Genomic DNA, 19,104 nt, shown 5'->3' on the forward strand with positions numbered 1-19,104 from the left:
GTCATTTACAATGTAAATGGAATTAAGGTGGTACCGCGTGTTCAACGTCCTTTTTTAAGGACGTTTTTTTTATGAGGAGGATCGATCATGAAACAGAAAGTCCGACGATGGAATCGTATTTATGAGTAAAAAATAAAAAAATGGAGGAGAATGGACATGGAAAAGAAAACATATAAAAAAATCGTATTGGCATATTCAGGCGGGTTGGATACCTCGGTATTGATTCCCTGGCTGAAAGAAAACTATGGTGCTGAGATCATTGCGGTCAGCGGCAATGTAGGACAGGGAACCGAATTGGATGGTCTGGAAGAAAAAGCACTGAAAACAGGAGCTTCCAAACTCTATATTGAAGATCTGACCGAGGAATTTGTAAACGATTATATCATTCCTACCATGCAGGCAGGAGCAAGCTATGAACAATATCTGTTAGGAACGAGCTTTGCCCGTCCTATTATTGCCAAAAGAATCGTAGAGATTGCCAAAAAGGAAGGTGCGGATGCGATTTGTCATGGCTGTACAGGAAAGGGAAACGATCAGGTTCGTTTTGAACTGGCGATTCAGGCTTTTGCACCGGAAATCGATATCATTGCCCCTTGGCGATTCTGGGAACTCAATTCCAGAGAAAAGGAAATTGCTTATGCCGAGAAACATCATATTCCTTTAAAAATCAACAAAGAAACCAACTATTCCAAAGATAAGAATTTATGGCATCTCAGCCATGAAGGACTGGATCTTGAAGACCCTGCCAATGAAGCGCCGATTAATAAACCTGGCTTCTTAGAAATGAGTGTGTCTCCGGAAAATGCACCGGATGCTCCTACGATGGTCAAGATTACATTTGAAAAAGGGGTACCGGTCAAAGTCGATGATGTTACGATGACACCGACACAGGTTATTGAAAAGTTGAATGAATTAGGCGGTGCCAATGGCTGCGGGATCTTGGACATTGTGGAGAACCGTCTGGTAGGAATGAAAAGCCGTGGCGTGTATGAGACCCCGGGTGGTACGGTCTTATATAAGGCGCATGAAAAATTAGAAGAAATCACATTGGATAAGGAAACGCAGCACTTTAAACAGTCGCTGGCCTTGAAGTTTGCCGATCTTGTTTATAACGGACAATGGTACACCCCATTAAGAAAGGCGATGAGTGCATTTGTGACCAGCACTCAGGAAACGGTCACGGGCGACGTTGTCTTAAAGCTGTATAAAGGAAATATTCTTCCTGTTTCTGTAACCAGTCCATATTCTTTGTATAGTGCCGGAATGGCGACATTTGATGAAGATGACTGTTACGATCAAAGTGATTCTGCCGGTTTTATCCACTTATTTGGTCTTCCTTTAAAAGTGAGAGCCATCAAGGCCAAAGAAGTGGAAAATTTTCCAGGAGTCGAATAATGGCAAAACTATGGACAGGCAGATTTTCAAAAGAAACCGATGTTCTTCTGGATCAGCTCAATGCGTCGCTTCCTTTTGACTCTCGCCTTTATGCTCAGGATATCCAGGGATCACTGGCCCATGCCAAAATGTTGGCAAGACAAAAAATCATTTCCAATGACGATCTTTTGAAAATCGAGAACGGATTGAAATCCATTCTGAACGATATCGAACAGGGAAAACTGGTTATGGAAGGGGCCGAAGATATTCATTCGTTTGTGGAACAGGAACTGACCCGGCGAATCGGAGATCCAGGCAAAAAGCTGCATACAGCACGTTCTCGTAACGATCAGGTAGCTGTGGATCTTCGACTGTACACAAAGGAAAATGTCAAGATCATTCAGAAATTGATCGGGAGTCTGATTCAAACGCTTTGTGAAAGCGCAAAAATGCATACGGAAACGATCATGCCCGGCTATACCCATCTTCAAAGAGCACAGCCGGTAACACTGGCCCACGTTTGGATGGCCTACGGCAATATGTTTCACAGAGATTATAAGCGCTTTGAAAATGCATACGATCGGATGAATGAAATGCCTTTAGGATCGGGAGCCCTGGCTGGCACGACCTATCCGATCGACCGGTATTTTACGTGCCGTGAATTGGGCTTTGAAAAACCTTGTGACAATTCTATCGATGGCGTCAGTGATCGGGATTATTGTTTAGAGATCGGCAGTGCTTCTTCCATTTTGATGATGCATCTATCAAGGATGTGTGAAGAAATGATACTCTGGTGTTCTTTTGAATTTGGCTTTATGGAACTGGATGATGCCTTTTCGACGGGTTCCAGTATTATGCCACAGAAAAAGAACCCGGATGTCTGTGAACTTATCCGCGGGAAAACAGGCCGCGTTTATGGGGATTTGCTCACCCTTTTCACGATGCAGAAGGGATTGTGTCTAGCCTACAACAAAGACATGCAGGAAGATAAGGAAGCATTTTTTGATCTTCTCGACACCGTGATCCATTCCCTGCAGGTGATGATTCCCATGCTTCAAACAGCCAAATTTTATAAAGAAAATATGCATCAGGCAGCTTTGGGAGGCTATATCAACGCGACCGATTGTGCAGATTATCTGACAAGAAAAGGAATGCCGTTCCGGGATGCCTATAAGATCACCGGGGAAATGGTCAGCTACGCCATTGATCGGAAAAAGTCGCTGAACGATTTGGATCTGGACGAATTCCACCGTTTTTCTTCTTTATTTGAAGAAGATATCTATCAAGCCTTAGACTTGATCACGTGTGTAACCAAACGAAACAGTTTGGGAGGACCCAGTCCAGACGAAGTAAAACGACAGATCCAAAATTTGGAATTGTTTTTGAAAGAGTGTGAGATTCATGAATCGATCTAAAATCTATATCGATGGCCAGTATGGAACGACAGGTTTGGAAATATTCGACCGGTTAAAACAGCGGGATGACATTGAATTGTTGATCATTCCCGAACATAAGCGCCATGATCATTTCATTCGTCAGGAATGTATGGCACAAGCGGATTTGATCTTTTTATGCCTACCGGATTCGGCCAGCATAGAAGCGATGAACTGGATTCCGGACAATACAAAAGTAATTGATGCTTCTACAGCGCACCGAACAAAAGAGGGATGGGATTATGGTTTTCCTGAACTCTCGCCTCCACATAAAGAGGCCATTGCTTCCAGTTATCGTGTTGCCAATCCAGGCTGTCATGCCACCGGTTTTATCAGCGTTGTGTATCCTTTGGTTCAAAAGGGGATCGTATCCTCTTCTTCTTTGATCCGCTGTACTTCTTTGACTGGATATTCCGGCGGCGGAAAAAAGATGATCGAAGAATACCAGACGCATAAAACCGAACTTTTACAGGCGCCTCGTTTGTATGGCTTGTCCTTGGAACATAAGCATTTAAAAGAAATGAAACAGATCTGTCATTTAAACAGAGAACCTTTGTTTGTACCCATCGTTAATGATTATTACCGCGGTATGCTGACAAGTGTGATGCTTGAAGGAAACGCCAGAGAGATTTACTCCTTCTATCAATCTTTTTATCCTCAGGATACTGTGCGTGTCCTGTTCCAGGATGAAGGCTATCTTTCGGCAAATTCCATGAAAGATAAGGATACACTTGAAATTGTTGTCAGCGGCAATGACCGTCAGGTTCTTGTCAGCGCTGTGTTCGACAATCTTGGAAAAGGGGCCTGCGGGGCCGCGATCCAGAATATGAATCTTATGTTAGGAATCCAGGAAACAAAGGGCTTACGGTTATAAGGAAGGATAGGAAGAGTTTATGAAACAAATTCAGGGAGGTGTGTGTGCTGCCAAAGGTTTTTTGGCAGGAGGCGCACATTGCGGAATTCGAAAATCACAGGATAAACTGGACTTGGCCGTTATCTATTCTCAGGTCCAATGTCAGGCTGCTTGCGTCTATACATCCAACCGGGTAAAGGCGGACTGTCTGAAAGTGACAAAAGAACATTTGAAAAACGGGGTTGCACAGGCTATCGTCTGTAATTCAGGCAATGCCAATGCCTGTGCTCCCGATGGCTTTCAAAATGCGATCCGTCAGGCCAGGGCGTGTGCGCATTATTTAGGCATTGATGAACAAGATGTGATTGTCAGCAGTACCGGTGTTATTGGGCAAAGACTGCCGGTAGAGTGCATTGAAGAACATATTGATCAGGTCGCTTTGAAAGAGAATGGTTCCAAAGAAGCTTCGATTGCGATCATGACCACGGACACACGCCCTAAAAGCTATGCCGTTTCTTTTGAAATTGAAGGAACTGAGTGTCATATTGGCGGGATCTGTAAGGGATCTGGAATGATCCATCCCAATATGGGAACGATGCTGGCGTTCATCACCAGTGATGTTCAGATAGAACAATCTTTACTGGAAGAGGCTCTCAAAGAGATCACCCGGAAAACTTTTAATCGTATCAGCGTGGATGGGGATACTTCTACCAATGATATGTGTGCTCTTCTTTGTAATGGGATGGCGAATCATTCCAAAATCGATCAAAAGAATGAATCGTATGCAATCTTTAAGAACGCCCTTCATACGGTGATGGAGAATCTTGCGATCCAGATTGCCAAAGATGGAGAAGGAGCCAGCCGATTGCTGACGGTAAGCGTCACACATGCAGAAAGTGAGCTTCAGGCGGAGAAACTGGCCATGTCCGTGGCATCCAGCACTTTGTTTAAAGCGGCTATGTTTGGAAGCGATGCCAACTGGGGACGTATTCTTTGTGCCATGGGGTATGCCGGCGTTGATTTTGATATTGATAAAGTCAATGTTAGCTTCGAATCTGTCAAAGGTCGAATCGAAGTCTGTAAGAAAGGAAAGGCATTGTCCTTTGATGAGGAGCAGGCCAAACAAATTTTATCCAATGATGAGGTGCGGGTCTGGATCGATCTGGATTCAGGCCCAAAGAGCGTCACCTGCTGGGGATGCGATCTGACTTATGAATATGTAAAGATCAATGGAGATTATCGAACATGAACCCAAATGAAACCGCAAAAATATTAGTAGAGGCATTGCCTTACATTCAAAAATACCGAGGCAAAACCATTGTGATCAAATATGGCGGGAATGCCATGGTCAATGAAGAACTCAAACAAGCCGTGATCCAGGATGTTGTCTTGTTGAATATGGTCGGGGTCCATGTGGTTCTAGTTCATGGCGGCGGTCCGGAGATTTCCAGTTTACTGGAAAAAGTAGGGAAGGAATCCAGGTTTATTAACGGGCTTCGCTATACCGATCAGGAGACGATGGAATTTGTTCAGATGGCCCTTTGTGGAAAAGTGAATAAAGATCTTGTGTCCCTATTGGAAAAACAAGGTGGAAAAGCTGTCGGTCTTTCCGGCCTGGATGGTTCGATCTTCCAGGCGCTTCGACATACGGACATATACCGCACCGATTATGGATATGTCGGCGATATCATCAAGGTCGATTGTACTCTGGTCCAGGAACTTTTAGAAAAAGGATATATCCCAGTGATCAGCAGTGTTGCCAAAGGATACGATGAAGATGTCAGCTATAATGTGAATGCCGATCTGGCGGCGGAAAAGATCGCCATCGGATTAAAGGCAGAGAAGTTTATCTTATTGACCAATGTCAGCGGCGTTTTGGAAGATCCAGGCGATCCCGATTCATTGATTCCGTCCATCCAGGTTTCCCGGGTCGGTTCTTTAGAGAAAAAGGGGATCATCTCTGGAGGCATGATTCCTAAAGTTCAATGCTGTGTAGAAGCAATACGACAAGGTATTCGATCGGCCAATATTCAAGATGGACGGATCCCGCACTCTATCCTGATCGAACTTTTGAGTGATCAGGGCGTGGGGACGGTCTTTTATTAGAAAGGAAGAAGCCTATGAATTTTTCAGAAATCAAATCCCTGGAATCCAAGGTTGTGATGCAGACCTACAGTCGCGAAGATGTTCTTTTGACACATGGAGAAGGGTGTTATCTTTTTGATGATCAGGATCGGAAATATCTGGATCTGACATCAGGGATCGGTGTAAATTGTCTGGGACATAATCATCCTGTTCTTGTCAATGCCTTGCAGGACCAGGTTTCAAAACTGATGCATTGTTCCAATATTTTCTACAACGAACCCATGGTGTTGGCTGCCAAACATCTGGTTGAATCCACCGGGATGTCCCGTATGTTTTTTGCCAATACCGGCGCAGAAGCCAATGAAGGAATGATCAAGCTGGCGCGAAAATATTCATCGGATCGCTATGGAAAGCATCGTTTTAAGATCTTGAGCCTGGTGCAATCGTTTCATGGGCGAACCATGATGACGCTGACCGCCACTGGCCAGGATAAATTTCACCAGTATTTTTATCCTTTCCCGGAAGGGTTTGATTATGTGATTGCCAACGATATCGAATCATTTAAAGAGAAGCTGGATGAGACTGTATGCTGTGTCGTGATGGAAATGATTCAGGGAGAAGGCGGTGTTCTTCCGCTTGAAAAAGAATTTGTCCAGGAGGCTGTACGTCTTTGTCAGGAAAAAGATGTCCTGGTCGCAATTGATGAAGTTCAGACCGGGATCGGAAGAACGGGTTCCTTGTTTTGTTACGAGCAATATGACATTGAACCAGATATCGTGACCATGGCCAAAGGCCTGGGCGGCGGTGTAGTCATTGGTGGATTTCTGGTCAATAAAAAATGTGCCGATGTCTTGATTCCAGGTACGCATGGTTCAACTTTTGGTGGAAATCCATTAAGTACAAGAGCAGCGGTTACGGTTTTGGATATTGTGGATCAGCCGGAATTCCTACAATCCGTCAAGGAAAAAGGGGATTATTTTATGAAGGGGCTTCGTTCGATTTCTTCGAGAAATATCAAAGTGGTTCGAGGAAAGGGGCTGATGATCGGAGTCATTGTCGATCCTGACAAACGAGCTTCTTATATTCGTCAGTTACGAGAACACGGTGTGCTGGCACTGACGGCCGGTAAAGATGCGATCCGTCTTCTGCCGCCGCTGATCATTACTAAGCAGGAAATCGATATTGCCGTAGAGGCTTTTAGGGAGGTGTTTTCATGAAACATTTACTAAAGATGCAAGATCTGACCAGGGAAAAACTTCTGGAGATCCTGGACCTGGCGGATCAGTTGAAATACGAAAGAAAACATAACATTCCACATCGCTATCTGGAAGGAAAAAGCGTGGGGCTGATTTTTCAAAAATCAAGCACTCGTACCCGCGTCTCTTTTGAAACCGGTGTTTATCAAATGGGAGGCCAGGCTCTGTTTTTATCCAGTAAGGACCTGCAAATTGGGCGAGGAGAACCCATCCAGGATACAGCCCGGGTCTTATCCCGCTATTTGGATATGATCATGATTCGGACCTTTGATCAAAAAGAAGTGGAAGATCTGGCTTATTATGGTTCGATTCCTGTTATTAACGGATTGACTGATTATTGCCATCCTTGCCAGGTACTGGCGGATCTGATGACCATTCGTGAACATTATTCGTATCTGGAAGGGCTGAAGATGTGTTATATTGGAGATGGCGATAATATGGCTAATTCTTTGATCGTCGGCGGCCTTTTGGCGGGCATGCAGGTATCTGTCGCAACACCAGAAGGTTATGAACCGGATGATACAGTCCTGGATTTTGCGAAAGACTATCCTTGTTTTTCTTTAACGACCGATCCCAAACAAGCAATTCGGGATGCCGATGTAGTGATCACGGATACCTGGGCAAGCATGGGAATGGAAGAAGAAAAAGAGATTCGCCAGAAAGCTTTCCAGGGATATACTGTGGATGACGATTTGATGTCTTTGGCAAAACCGAAAGCGATGGTTCAACACTGCCTTCCCGCTTACCGGGGACAGGAGATCACGGACAAAGTGTTTGAAGATCATGCCGATGAGATCTTTGAGGAAGCCGAAAATCGCCTGCATGTTCAAAAAGCCGTTATGGTTTTATTGGTGAAAGGGGAATAGTATGCGTATAGAAGATCGAAACAATGTACAAAACGGAAAGGGAACGGTCCATTTTGAATATATTTTAACCGCTGAAGAGATGCATGGATACAACACGTTATATGCACGAATCACATTGAAACCGGGATGCTCGGTGGGTTATCATGTTCATCAAGGAAACGGAGAAGATTATTTCATTCTTTCCGGGCATCCTACCATTAATGATAATAATGAAAGAGAAGTGGTTCTTCATCCGGGAGAACATTTGTTCTGTCCGGATGGCCGCGGTCATTCCATTATCAACAACACCAGTGAGGATGTCGTGTTCATGGCTTTGATCGTTACATCGCCTAAAGTATAAAAGCATCGATCAGTCGATGCTTTTATAATGTTCTAGAATTTGAATATAGTTTTGAACACCGGTTTCCAGTATGCTTTCGTCAAAGTCAAAATGGTCGTTATGCAAAGGGATCCCGGTTCCGGTTCCCAGAAAAAAGAATACACCAGGGACATACTGCTGGTACCAGCTGAAATCTTCGGTGATCATCTCATGATGTTTTAAAAGAACGATATCCGGTAAGAAAGTCAACAGTTCCTGGACCAGGGCTTCATCGTTTGTCACTGGAGGATAGCCTTCGTTGATATCAAAGGTAAATGTACCTTCATATTTTTTAGCTGTCGTTTTCAAAAGCTCGATCAGCTGATCATAAACGGGATCGCTCAGTGCCCGTAATGTTCCTTCCAAGCGTGTGTGGTCGCTGACGACATTGCGGATCTCTCCACTATCCATTTTTCCAAATCGCAAAAGATAAGGAACATGCGTTGGGATCTGTTTTAACCGGGAATAGATTTCCGTTAAATAGGCGGCGCCGATTTCCAGGGCGTCGATTCCTTCCGTATAGCTGGCCGCATGACTTTTTTTGCCGTGGATGTCAATGTTTACTTCACTGCTTCGAGCCATCATGGGACCCGGTTTTGTCGCAATCACACCTTTTGACAGATTCGGCCATAGATGGGTTCCGTAGATCTGGGTAACGTGGAATGTATCCAAAAAGCCGGTTTCACACAATAGTTTGGCTCCTCCAGGCGATTCCTCACCAGGCTGAAAGATCAAAAGGACATTCACATCCAGTTTTGAATAGTTGTCCTTTAAGTAGTCGGCCAATCCTAATGCCATGGCCATATGTCCATCGTGACCGCAGGCGTGCATGATCCCTTGGTGCTTGCTTTTGAAGGGACAGTCTGTTTTTTCTTCGACCGGCAAGGCGTCCATATCACTGCGAAAGGCAATGGTTTTTTCTTTATGATTATCAAAAAAGGCAAGAACACTGGAGCCAATAGGACTGTATAACTGACAAGGCATATCTTTTAGTACGTTAAGCAGATAAGCCTGTGTTTGGGGAAGTTCGAGCTCCAGTTCTGGAATTTGATGCAAGTCTTGCCGATATGTACGTAATTTATCTAACATGTCTTTATTTTACATAAAAATGAAAAATATTACAAAAGAATTTACATTATCTTACATTTTATGTATAATGTTTCCAAGATAGAGGCGCAAAAAAGAAGAAGACAAGGGGAGCTGGCAAGTTTGGATCCTTGTCGGAGGCGATTTTGCCGAACTGCTCTTTTTGGCAAAAAAGAGTGGTGGGCCGATAAAAAATATTTATCGGACTGTCTACATTTGTAGGAGGGCTATCAAATGGGTGAATCACCGGCAAGAGATGGCTTGCTGGTTTTTTTGTTAGGAGGGATCGTATGAAAAAGGTCTTGGAAATCGGAGGTGTTCCTGTGACTCGTCTGGCACAGAAGTATGGAACCCCGCTGTACATCTATGATGAAAACCAACTGCGAAATCAATGTCAAAAATATAAACAGAATTTTTTAGATGATGTGTTTTCAACCGAGGTCTTATACGCTTCCAAAGCATTCAGCTGTATTGGAATGTTGAAACTGATCAAGGAAGAAGGCCTTTCTGTGGATGTTGTATCGTTAGGAGAGCTTGCCACGGCCATACAGGCTGGAGTTTCTTGTTCACATATCTATTTTCACGGCAATAATAAAACGCCCGAAGAAATCCAGTATGCATTAGATCATGATGTCTGTCATTTTTTTGTTGATAATCAGCAGGAAGCCATGCTTTTAAAGACGATGGCTAAAAATTCGAAAAAAACACTCTATGTGATGCTTCGCATCAATCCTTGTATTGAAGCGCATACCCATGAATATATTCAGACGGCCAATATTGATTCAAAATTTGGCATCAGTCTCTATTTGGAAGAGGAAATCGTCAGGTTGATCAAAGAAATCCAATCCAGTCCGTTCATGATCTTTGAAGGGTTCCATTCGCATATTGGTTCCCAGATCTTTGAAAAAGAAGCCTTTGAAAAAGAGATCGAGACCATGTTTAGCTTTATCGCCAGGATGGAAGAAAGAGGAATCTCTTGTTCCAAACTGGATCTTGGTGGAGGGTTTGCAATCCATTATACCGATCATGACCAGCCCATTCCTGTCGAACAAATCTGTAAGGTCATTTTATCGGCCTGCCGTCACCAGCAGATTCTACATAAAACACACGTGGATACGATCTTGATCGAACCGGGAAGAAGCATAGCCGGAGAGGCCGGCTCTACGTTATATACGATCGGTTTCTCAAAGACGACCCCTCATAAACGGTATCTTTTTGTGGATGGAGGAATGAGTGATAATATTCGCCCTTGTCTTTATCAGGCACAGTATGATGCCGATGTAGCCACCAATATGGAAGCTGTAAAGGACCAGGAAGTCTGCGTGGCCGGTAAGTGCTGTGAATCTGGAGATATATTGATTCCAAACATCAAACTGCAGGCTTTTGATTCCAACGATCTCTTGATCGTCTATTCAACCGGAGCCTATGGTTTCAGTATGTTCAATAACTATAACCGCAATCTTCGCCCGGCTGTTGTCTTTGTCAAGGATGGAAAGTCTTCTTTGGTGGTCAAAAGAGAAACGATCGAAGATCTGCTGAAGGGGGATGTCCGATGAAAATCGCATTTCGAAAATACCACGGCTGTGGAAATGATTTTATTCTGGTGAAGGATTCAGATCTTGAAAAGTCCCTGTTGCCCGAGCTGATCGTAAAGATCTGTGACCGGCATACCGGAGTGGGAGCGGACGGATTTATTGTCGTAAAAACCGATCCTTTGGAAATGGTTTACTATAACCAGGATGGGTCCCGGGCTCCGATGTGCGGAAACGGCATTCGATGTTTTTCCCAGTTCTGTGTGGATGAAGGCATCGTACACCAAACGATGTTTCATGTCTCTACGCTGGCAGGGGACAAAGTGATCAAAATCAGTGAGCCGGGAATGTTTGAAGTGGACATGGGAAAACCCGATCTGGAGGATCTTTCTCTGGTGGGGACAAAAGAAAAGATCTGGGGGTATCCTTACCGTCTTAAAGGGGAAAGGCCTGTCTTCTTGTATACGCTTTTCCAAAGCACGATCCATACGGTTGTCTTTGTAGAAGATCTAAAGATGGTCCATATGGAAGAAACAGGAAAACAAATCTGTGAGGACCCGCTTTTTGAAAAACAAACCAATGTCAATTTTGTGCAAGTGATAGATCCTGGACATCTTAGAATGCAGACCTATGAAAGGGGCTGCGGAATTACGCTGGCCTGTGGAACCGGTGCCTGTGCTGCGGTGTCCGTGGCTTATCGTTTGGGAAAGTGTGAAAAAGAGGTCAAGGTTTCATTGCCTAGAGGGCAATTGAAGATTCAAATCGGCGATGAAGGCCAGGTCAAGATGACAGGACCGGCAAGATGTATCGCGAAAGGAGATTATATTTATGAAACCGATTAAAGGAAGTATTGTAGCGATGGTAACGCCATTTCATGAAGATGGCAGCGTCAACTTTGAAAAGTTGGAAGAAATGATTGAATTCCAAATTGAGAATTCGACCGATGGGATCCTTGTATTGGGAACAACCGGAGAGAGTACGACCATGACGCACGAGGAAGATGACCAGGTTGCTCGTTTTGCCATTGATAAAGTCCATGGACGAGTTCCTGTTATTGTAGGGGCCGGCTCCAACAGTACACAAACACAGCTGGAAAAGAGTATCAAATATGCCGATATGGGAGCGGATGCCTTGCTTTTGATCTCGCCTTACTACAACAAAGCCAATACCCAGGGAATGATCTCCCATTTCAGTGTTTGTGCCGATCAGGCAAAATGTCCCGTCATTTTATACAATATCCCGGGACGTACCGGTTGTTCGATCAGCGAGGAAGTCGTAAAAACATTATCGAAACATCCTAACATTTGCGGAATCAAGGAAGCCAGTGGAAATATTTCTTATGCCACCAGCATTGCTCGTTATCTCAGTGATGATTTTGCGATGTACTCTGGAATCGATGATATGATCACCAGTATGCTTTCCATTGGTGCCAGCGGTGTGATCAGTGTTATGAGTAACATCCTTCCTGGGCAAACGCATGAGATAGTTGCTTCCTTTCATCAGGGTGATGTTCAAAGATCCCTGGATCTTCAGCTGCAATATCTTGATGTGATCCATGCGCTTTTCTGTGAGGTCAATCCGATTCCGGTCAAAGCGGCAATGAACTTGATGGGTATGGATGTCGGCGGCTATCGACTTCCGCTGTGTGAAATGGATCCTAAAAATCATGCCTTGTTGAAACAGGCATTACAGGAGCAGGGACTATGCTGATTGGTATTGTAGGAAAAGGGAAGATGGGCCGTTTGATCGAATCGACTGCCCTTTCCAAGGGAATTGAAGTTGCCGGATGTTTTGATATCTACGATCATGATCAACTCAGACAAAATGTCGATGTTTTGGTTGACTTTAGTCATCGGGACAATTTGGAATGGATCGTGGAATATACAAGATCGCATCGAAACGCACTGGTTTATGGAACCACGGGTCTAAGTGAACAGGATCTGCAGATGTTAAAGTCGCTTTCCAAAGAAGTTCCCGTGTTCTATTCGGCCAATTATTCCTTAGGGATCGCCGTGTTAAAATCGGTTCTTGAAAAGGTAACTCCTCTTTTAGAGGACGATTTTGATATAGAGATTCTGGAAAAACATCACAATCAAAAAAAAGATGCTCCCAGCGGAACGGCTTTATCCCTCTTGGAAGCTGTGGACCCGCAGGATCAGTATGAACATGTCTTTGGCCGCCAGGGGATGACAGGGGCCAGAAAAAAAGAGATTGGAGTTCATGCCTTGCGAGGGGGAACGATTGCGGGAGAACACACAGTTTATTTTTGCGGGCCGGATGAGATTCTCAGTTTTTCCCATGAGGCCTTGAGCCGCCAGATCTTTGTCAATGGGGCACTGAAGGCGGTTTTATTTCTAGAAGAAAAACCAGCCGGTTTTTATACGATGAAAGAATTGATTGGAGAATAATATGGATGCACAGCAAATTATAGATTTTATACATAATGCACCGAAAACGACACCCGTCAAAGTCTACTTCAATGGAGACCCATCCATCGCCTGGCCAAACTGTAAAGTGTATGGAAATGTTGTTTTCGGAGATTGGAAAGATGTAGAACCGATTTTAAAGGCTCATCCTGAACTGGATGTGGTCCTCGAAAACGATTGCCGAAACAGTGCGGTTCCTTTACTGGATCTAAAGAAGATCAATGCCCGTATTGAACCGGGAGCGATCATCCGTGATCAAGTTGAAATCAAGGAAAATGCAGTGATCATGATGGGAGCCATCTTAAATATTGGCGCCTGTGTGGGCAAAGGGACCATGATCGATATGGGAGCTGTCTTAGGCGGCAGAGCTATTGTCAAAGACAATTGTCATATTGGAGCGGGGGCCGTTCTTGCCGGGGTTGTAGAGCCCGCCAGTGCGACTCCGGTCATCGTTGAAGACGATGTGATGATCGGAGCCAATGCCGTTGTGATTGAAGGGGTGCATATCGGCAAAGGTGCCATCGTGGCAGCGGGAGCCGTGGTGATTGAAGATGTTCCGGACAACGTCGTTGTTGCAGGGACACCGGCTCGCATCATCAAGGAAAAAGATGAGAAAGCCTCGTCCAAAACGGCTTTGGTCAAAGCTTTGCGCAGTTTGTAAATCATTCGGGATGACCTGTAGATGGTTATCCTTTTTTTTGCGATATTTTTAGTGTATAATCTTTATGAATAAATTTTAGGGAGATTACTATGTATAAACGAGTACTATTGAAGCTAAGCGGTGAAGCTTTATCGGGTCATGGTCAGTCTCTAGATCCAGAAGTATTAAAGAGACTCGCTAAAGAATTAAAAGAGATCCAGGAACTGGGTGTTGAACTGGCCATTGTTGTTGGCGGCGGTAACTTTATCCGCGGTAAGATGATGGCTGACTTAGGCATGGATCGTGTCCAGGCGGATTATATGGGGATGTTAGGAACCGTGATCAACGCCCTGGCAGTGCAGAATGCCCTGGAACAGGAAGGGGTTCAGACACGTGTTCAAACTGCGGTAGAGATGCAGAAGGTGGCCGAACCATTCATTTTACGAAGAGCCATTCGTCATTTGGAAAAAGGCCGCATCGTCATCTTTGGAGCCGGAACCGGTTCTCCATATTTTTCCACGGATACAACAGCCGCATTACGTGCCAGTGAGATTGGTGCGGATGTGATCCTCATGGCTAAAAACGGAGTGGATGGTGTTTATGACTGTGATCCTAAGACACATCCGGAAGCAAAACGATACGATACTTTAAATTATCTGGATGTTCTGAATAAAGGCCTTCAGGTCATGGATTCCACGGCCATCAGTATGTGCATGGATAACGATATTGATTTAGTTGTGTTTAACATGAATGAACCGGGAAATATCATGAACGCAGTGATCCAGAAAGTATCGGGTACGGTAGTAACAAAAATGAAGTAGGAGAATTATATGAGTGATTATTTAGAAAATGCAGAAGTGAAAATGATGTCTGCCATCGAAAATTTAGAATCAAACTTACATACGATCCGCACAGGACGTGCCAGTGCACAGATGCTGGACCGTGTACAGGTGGATTATTATGGTTCTATGACACCTATCAACCAGATGGCGCAGATCCAGGTCGTAGAAGGTACGCAGCTTGTGATTCGTCCGTATGACCGTCAGATCATCAAAGGAATCAACAGTGCCATTCAGGCTGCCAACCTGGGATTGAATCCTCAGGCAGAAGCCGACTGCATCCGAATCCAGGTTCCGGCCTTAACAGAAGAACGCCGTAAGGAACTGGCCAAAGAGGCACAAAAGTTTGCTGAGGAAGCAAAAGTTGCGATTCGTAACATCCGCCGTGATGTCAATGATCAAATCAAAAAAGATAAAGAAGCAACAGAAGATGATCGTAAAGCGGATCTGGAAGATTCACAGAAACTGACGGATAAGTATATCAAGAAAGTGGATACGATCGTTGAAGCGAAGAAAAAAGATATTTTAAGTGTTTAAGACAGATTGCCCAATCTTCATTGGGCAAATTTTTTTAGGAGGGTTCTATTATGAAAGTGCCTGAAACGATTGCCATCATCATGGATGGAAACGGCCGCTGGGCCAAAGCCAAAGGTTTGCCTAGAACAGCCGGGCACAAACAGGGAGCGGATACGATCCGTACGGTTGCACTGCATGCCAATGCACGGGGTGTAAAAAAATTGATCTTATATGCTTTTTCTACGGAAAACTGGAAACGGCCGCAGGATGAAGTCAGTTTTTTATGCAAGCTTCCGGGATTGTTTTTCAATCGGTTTATCAAAGAACTGATGGTAAATAATATCCGTGTTACATTTGCCGGGGAACTGGAACGGTTTCCAGAGGATACCCAGAATGTCATCCTAAAGGCTGTGGACCAAACTTCGGCGAATACCGGGCTTGAACTCTGTATCGCCATCAATTATGGCGCCCGCCGGGAAATCGTCAAAGGCATCTTGCACTATGCCGAAGATGTGGTTTCGCAATCGCGTAAAAACGATTTGACTGAAGAAGAATTCTCCAGATACTTGATGATCCCGGAAGAAGTGGATCTTCTGATCCGCACCAGCGGGGAACTTAGGATCTCTAATTTTCTATTGTGGCAAATTGCTTATGCGGAATTGATCTTTACGCCTGTTGCATGGCCGGATTTCAATGAAGAAGAACTTGATCGCTGCATTGAAGAATTTGCAAAGAGAGATCGTCGTTTTGGAGGACTAACTTCATGAAAGCACGTATATTGACAGCCATCGCCGTCATTGCGGTCTGTGCTTTGCCGGTTGTGCTGGGAGGATTCCTTTTGGAAATGCTGGCTCTGGTGATTCTATTGGGCGGCTGTCTGGAATGGATGCACACACAGGGGCGTTTCAATAAATCGAACTGGATCCTTCCTTTGGTCTGTTTTGTATTGACTTGTCTGACGCGTTTTATTCCGCAAAACTATTTATATCCGTATCTGGTTTTGTGTATTGTCTTTTTCTGGGGCTTGAATGTGTTCAGTGAATCGGTGAGCCTTTCCTATGGATTTATGATGATCTTGTTTTTTGTCATCTTCTCATTGATTTACAGAAGCATCGGATATATCCAGGAGAATCATCTATACTTGATCACCATCGTTTTCGCGACCTACGGAAGCGATACCGGCGCCTGGTTTTTTGGACGAAGATATGGAAAACATAAAATGAATCCCCGTATTTCTCCAAAGAAAAGCTGGGAAGGCTTTGTCGGCGGTGTGATCAGCGGTTTTGTGATTGGATGGATTCCTGTATTCTTCTATCTGCATCAGGTGAATCTGACTTTGACATTTTTACTTTGTTTATTATGTCCTGCTGTGGCCGAATTTGGCGATCTTTGTTTCAGCGCGATCAAACGCCATTATCAGATCAAGGATTTTTCGAACCTATTGCCAGGACATGGCGGAATCCTGGACAGAGTGGATTCCCTGTTGATGAACATCTTATTATTTGGTATCTTATATACAACTTTCTTTAGGTAAAGGAGGATATAGATGGATATTGTCATTGGCTTGATAGCCTTTGTCTTCATGTTGAGCGTGATCGTTATCATTCATGAACTGGGTCATTTTTTAGCGGCCAAGCATTATGGTGTATTTTGTAAAGAGTTTTCAATTGGTATGGGTCCTTTACTTTATTCCCGGCAGGGGAAAGAAACACAGTTTTCGATTCGTGCGATTCCCTTTGGAGGGTATGTCATGATGGCAGGAGAAGAAGACGGCTCCCAAGATGAAGAGGACGAGTGGCTCAAGGAATTGCCGGAGAACCGCCGTTTAAATCATAAACCTCGCTGGCAGCAGATCATTATCATGGCTGCCGGTGTGTGCATGAATGTTTTACTGGCATGGGTGTTGTTTGTCGGACTGTCGATAGCACAAGGCTATGTGGTTGAAGATCCAATTCCGCAAGTTTATGAGGTCACTGAAAACTCAGCGGCTCAGCAGGCCGGACTTCAAAAAGGAGACTTGATCCTGGAAGCAAGCAACGGAAAAGATACGATCAAGCCGGCCACCCAATATGAACTTTTGGAATGGATCCAGTATCATCATGAGAATTTAGAACTTACAATCCAAAGAGATAATCAAACGCTGGAGATCCAGGCGGATCCTGTTTTGGATGAAGAAACCAACACATATACTTACGGCTATGTGGTTCAGGCCAATGCGCATTACATTTCGTGGTACGAAGGCTTTTATTATGGCACATTGGATATGCTGGACTCAGGCACGGCTATTTTCAGTGCGTTAGCTCATCTGGTACAGGGGGAAGGACTTCAAAATTTATCCGGACCTGTGGGCATTGCGCAAGTCACAACACAGGCTACAGCCATGGGACTGAGTTCTTATCTTTCGCTGTTTGCACTGATATCAATGAATATTGGGGTCTTTAATATTCTTCCTATTCCGGCTATGGATGGGGGTCGAATCTTGATTTTGATCCTGGAAAAGATCTTCGGACGAAAGATCAATACGAAAATTGTTGAGAACGTGATATTAGCTAGCTTTGTGTTGTTGATTGGCTTATTTCTATTCGCAACCTATAACGATATCTTACGATTGTTTTAGACAGGAGCTTCCTGTCTTTTTTTTAAACAAATTGATTTACTTTTAACTATAATTGTAAAAATAACAATATCAATTATAATTCAATAAAAGATGGCACTATCTGCAATAATAAATAATTACAAGGGGGCTAGATTTTACGAAAAAAATTGGCTCTTCTGTACTAAATGTGGGTAGATCCTTATCGTAATGGAAGGATATCTCCTTTATTTATCGAATAAAACAAGATTATTTGAACATAAAAAAACCATATGGTATTTTTCTTAAGCGACCAAACCAAGAAAGGAATACCATATGGCACTTAAAAAATTACTAAAATCCATTCTCAATGTCAATTGTATCAAGATAATTAATGCAGAATTTGATCATGTTTCATCTTCTCTATATATTCGTGTTGAAATCACAAAAGGACAAAGATTCCGTTGTCCAGTCTGTGGCAGAAAGTGCAACGGATATGATTCTACTACTGAATACAGGTCTTGGAGAGCTTTAGATTTTGGAGCCTGTAGAGTATATATTCTTTCCCATGTGAATCGTGTTCAATGCCCTGTCCATGGAATCCATACCGAACAGGTTCCATGGGCTCACCATCATTCCGGTTTTACCAGGGAATTTGAACAGCAGGTCGCTTATCTGGCTTTGCATCTCAATCGTACAGAAGTATCGAAACTGATGCGTATCAATTGGCGTACTGTAGGTATGATTCTTTCACGTACAAAGGATCGTCTTGAACCAGACAGTTCCATACGATTCAAAAACTTGAGACGAATTGGTATTGATGAAACGAGTTATCGCAAAGGCCACAAATATATTACGGTTGTCGTAGATCATGATACGAATCAAGTGATCTGGGTAGGCAGAGGCACAGGGAAAGATGTATTAAGTTCTTTCTTTGCCCTTTTAACACAGGAACAAAGAGAATCTATTGAACTGACATCCGCTGATGGAGCCAGATGGATCCAAAGCTGTACTGAAGAATGGCTTCCAAACTGTGAAAGATGTATTGATGGATTTCATGTAGTTCAATGGGCGATCGAATGCATGGATGAACTGCGAAAAGAAGTATGGCGTGAAGCTAAGCAGAAAAAGAGAGGGCAACCAAAAAGAGGAAGAGGACGTCCTAAAAAAGGAGAAGAAGCCAAGGCAACAACAAAATATGGGAAGAGCTATAAATATGCACTTGGCAAGAATCCTGAGAATCTAACAGAGCATCAACAATCCTGTTT

Annotated in this window: 20 protein-coding genes, 1 riboswitch and 1 other annotated feature (1 of these 22 only partly in view); of the genes, 19 read left to right on the forward strand and 1 reads right to left on the reverse strand. The window is 43.8% G+C overall.

The window, feature by feature from the left end:
* Positions 1-55: a binding site (T-box leader), on the forward strand (it extends 151 nt beyond the left edge of the window).
* Positions 56-156: 101 nt separating this feature from the next.
* From Q0K03_RS02440 to Q0K03_RS02475, 8 genes are read left to right on the forward strand one after another with little or no spacing between them, the layout of a single operon-like run.
* Positions 157-1,395, forward strand: coding sequence for an argininosuccinate synthase (locus Q0K03_RS02440; RefSeq protein WP_297237349.1), 1,239 nt, complete (start codon positions 157-159; stop codon positions 1,393-1,395).
* Positions 1,395-2,789: an argininosuccinate lyase gene (gene argH / locus Q0K03_RS02445; RefSeq protein WP_297237351.1), complete on the forward strand. Its 1,395-nt coding sequence runs from the start codon at positions 1,395-1,397 to the stop codon at positions 2,787-2,789. Before Q0K03_RS02440 ends, argH begins: the two co-directional genes overlap by 1 nt.
* The gene (gene argC, locus Q0K03_RS02450; RefSeq protein ID WP_297237353.1) at positions 2,776-3,681 is read left to right on the forward strand and encodes an N-acetyl-gamma-glutamyl-phosphate reductase; all 906 of its coding nucleotides are present in this window, start codon (positions 2,776-2,778) and stop codon (positions 3,679-3,681) included. Before argH ends, argC begins: the two co-directional genes overlap by 14 nt.
* A gap of 19 nt (positions 3,682-3,700) precedes the next feature.
* The gene (gene argJ, locus Q0K03_RS02455; protein WP_297237355.1) at positions 3,701-4,909 is read left to right on the forward strand and encodes a bifunctional glutamate N-acetyltransferase/amino-acid acetyltransferase ArgJ; all 1,209 of its coding nucleotides are present in this window, start codon (positions 3,701-3,703) and stop codon (positions 4,907-4,909) included.
* The gene (gene argB / locus Q0K03_RS02460; protein WP_297237357.1) at positions 4,906-5,766 is read left to right on the forward strand and encodes an acetylglutamate kinase; all 861 of its coding nucleotides are present in this window, start codon (positions 4,906-4,908) and stop codon (positions 5,764-5,766) included. Before argJ ends, argB begins: the two co-directional genes overlap by 4 nt.
* 14 nt (positions 5,767-5,780) lie before the next feature.
* Positions 5,781-6,962 carry an aspartate aminotransferase family protein gene (locus tag Q0K03_RS02465; RefSeq protein ID WP_297237359.1) on the forward strand — a complete coding sequence of 394 codons (1,182 nt, stop codon included), beginning with the start codon at positions 5,781-5,783 and terminating at the stop codon, positions 6,960-6,962.
* Positions 6,959-7,867, forward strand: a complete 909-nt coding sequence (gene argF / locus Q0K03_RS02470; RefSeq protein ID WP_297237361.1) for an ornithine carbamoyltransferase — start codon at positions 6,959-6,961, stop codon at positions 7,865-7,867. The genes Q0K03_RS02465 and argF overlap by 4 nt, the downstream gene beginning before the upstream one ends.
* Position 7,868: 1 nt before the next feature.
* Positions 7,869-8,207, forward strand: coding sequence for a cupin domain-containing protein (locus Q0K03_RS02475; protein ID WP_297237363.1), 339 nt, complete (start codon positions 7,869-7,871; stop codon positions 8,205-8,207).
* A 9-nt stretch (positions 8,208-8,216) separates the two neighbouring features.
* Here Q0K03_RS02475 and Q0K03_RS02480 read toward each other — a convergent pair whose 3' ends face one another.
* Entirely contained in the window at positions 8,217-9,314 is a 1,098-nt protein-coding gene (locus Q0K03_RS02480) for a M20 family metallopeptidase (protein ID WP_297237366.1), read from the reverse strand.
* Positions 9,315-9,385: 71 nt separating this feature from the next.
* Positions 9,386-9,549: riboswitch (Lysine riboswitch) on the forward strand.
* 52 nt (positions 9,550-9,601) lie between these two features.
* Here Q0K03_RS02480 and lysA point away from each other — a divergent pair.
* The 11 genes from lysA to Q0K03_RS02535 form a co-directional block, all read left to right on the forward strand.
* Complete coding sequence (lysA, locus tag Q0K03_RS02485; RefSeq protein WP_297237368.1) at positions 9,602-10,867, forward strand: diaminopimelate decarboxylase; 1,266 nt, start codon at positions 9,602-9,604, stop codon at positions 10,865-10,867.
* Positions 10,864-11,685 carry a diaminopimelate epimerase gene (gene dapF, locus Q0K03_RS02490; RefSeq protein WP_297237370.1) on the forward strand — a complete coding sequence of 274 codons (822 nt, stop codon included), beginning with the start codon at positions 10,864-10,866 and terminating at the stop codon, positions 11,683-11,685. The genes lysA and dapF overlap by 4 nt, the downstream gene beginning before the upstream one ends.
* Positions 11,672-12,553, forward strand: a complete 882-nt coding sequence (dapA, locus tag Q0K03_RS02495; protein WP_297237372.1) for a 4-hydroxy-tetrahydrodipicolinate synthase — start codon at positions 11,672-11,674, stop codon at positions 12,551-12,553. The genes dapF and dapA overlap by 14 nt, the downstream gene beginning before the upstream one ends.
* Positions 12,547-13,251, forward strand: a complete 705-nt coding sequence (dapB, locus tag Q0K03_RS02500) for a 4-hydroxy-tetrahydrodipicolinate reductase (protein ID WP_297237374.1) — start codon at positions 12,547-12,549, stop codon at positions 13,249-13,251. Before dapA ends, dapB begins: the two co-directional genes overlap by 7 nt.
* Position 13,252: 1 nt before the next feature.
* Complete coding sequence (gene dapD, locus Q0K03_RS02505; protein ID WP_297237376.1) at positions 13,253-13,930, forward strand: 2,3,4,5-tetrahydropyridine-2,6-dicarboxylate N-acetyltransferase; 678 nt, start codon at positions 13,253-13,255, stop codon at positions 13,928-13,930.
* Positions 13,931-14,019: 89 nt separating this feature from the next.
* A complete protein-coding gene (pyrH, locus tag Q0K03_RS02510) occupies positions 14,020-14,730 on the forward strand; it encodes a UMP kinase (protein ID WP_297237378.1) in 711 nt (236 codons plus the stop codon).
* Positions 14,731-14,739: 9 nt separating this feature from the next.
* Entirely contained in the window at positions 14,740-15,285 is a 546-nt protein-coding gene (gene frr / locus Q0K03_RS02515; protein ID WP_297237380.1) for a ribosome recycling factor, read from the forward strand.
* Between the two features lie 50 nt (positions 15,286-15,335).
* A complete protein-coding gene (locus tag Q0K03_RS02520; RefSeq protein ID WP_297237382.1) occupies positions 15,336-16,031 on the forward strand; it encodes an isoprenyl transferase in 696 nt (231 codons plus the stop codon).
* Positions 16,028-16,798: a phosphatidate cytidylyltransferase gene (locus Q0K03_RS02525; RefSeq protein ID WP_297237383.1), complete on the forward strand. Its 771-nt coding sequence runs from the start codon at positions 16,028-16,030 to the stop codon at positions 16,796-16,798. The genes Q0K03_RS02520 and Q0K03_RS02525 overlap by 4 nt, the downstream gene beginning before the upstream one ends.
* 12 nt (positions 16,799-16,810) lie before the next feature.
* Positions 16,811-17,881 carry an RIP metalloprotease RseP gene (rseP, locus tag Q0K03_RS02530; RefSeq protein ID WP_297237385.1) on the forward strand — a complete coding sequence of 357 codons (1,071 nt, stop codon included), beginning with the start codon at positions 16,811-16,813 and terminating at the stop codon, positions 17,879-17,881.
* Between the two features lie 291 nt (positions 17,882-18,172).
* Positions 18,173-19,104 (forward strand): ISL3 family transposase (locus Q0K03_RS02535; protein WP_297237387.1); only part of this gene is annotated, 932 nt, incomplete at its 3' end.

This window comes from uncultured Faecalicoccus sp. (genome assembly GCF_944327125.1).
Lineage (GTDB): Bacteria > Bacillota_I > Bacilli_A > Erysipelotrichales > Erysipelotrichaceae > Faecalicoccus.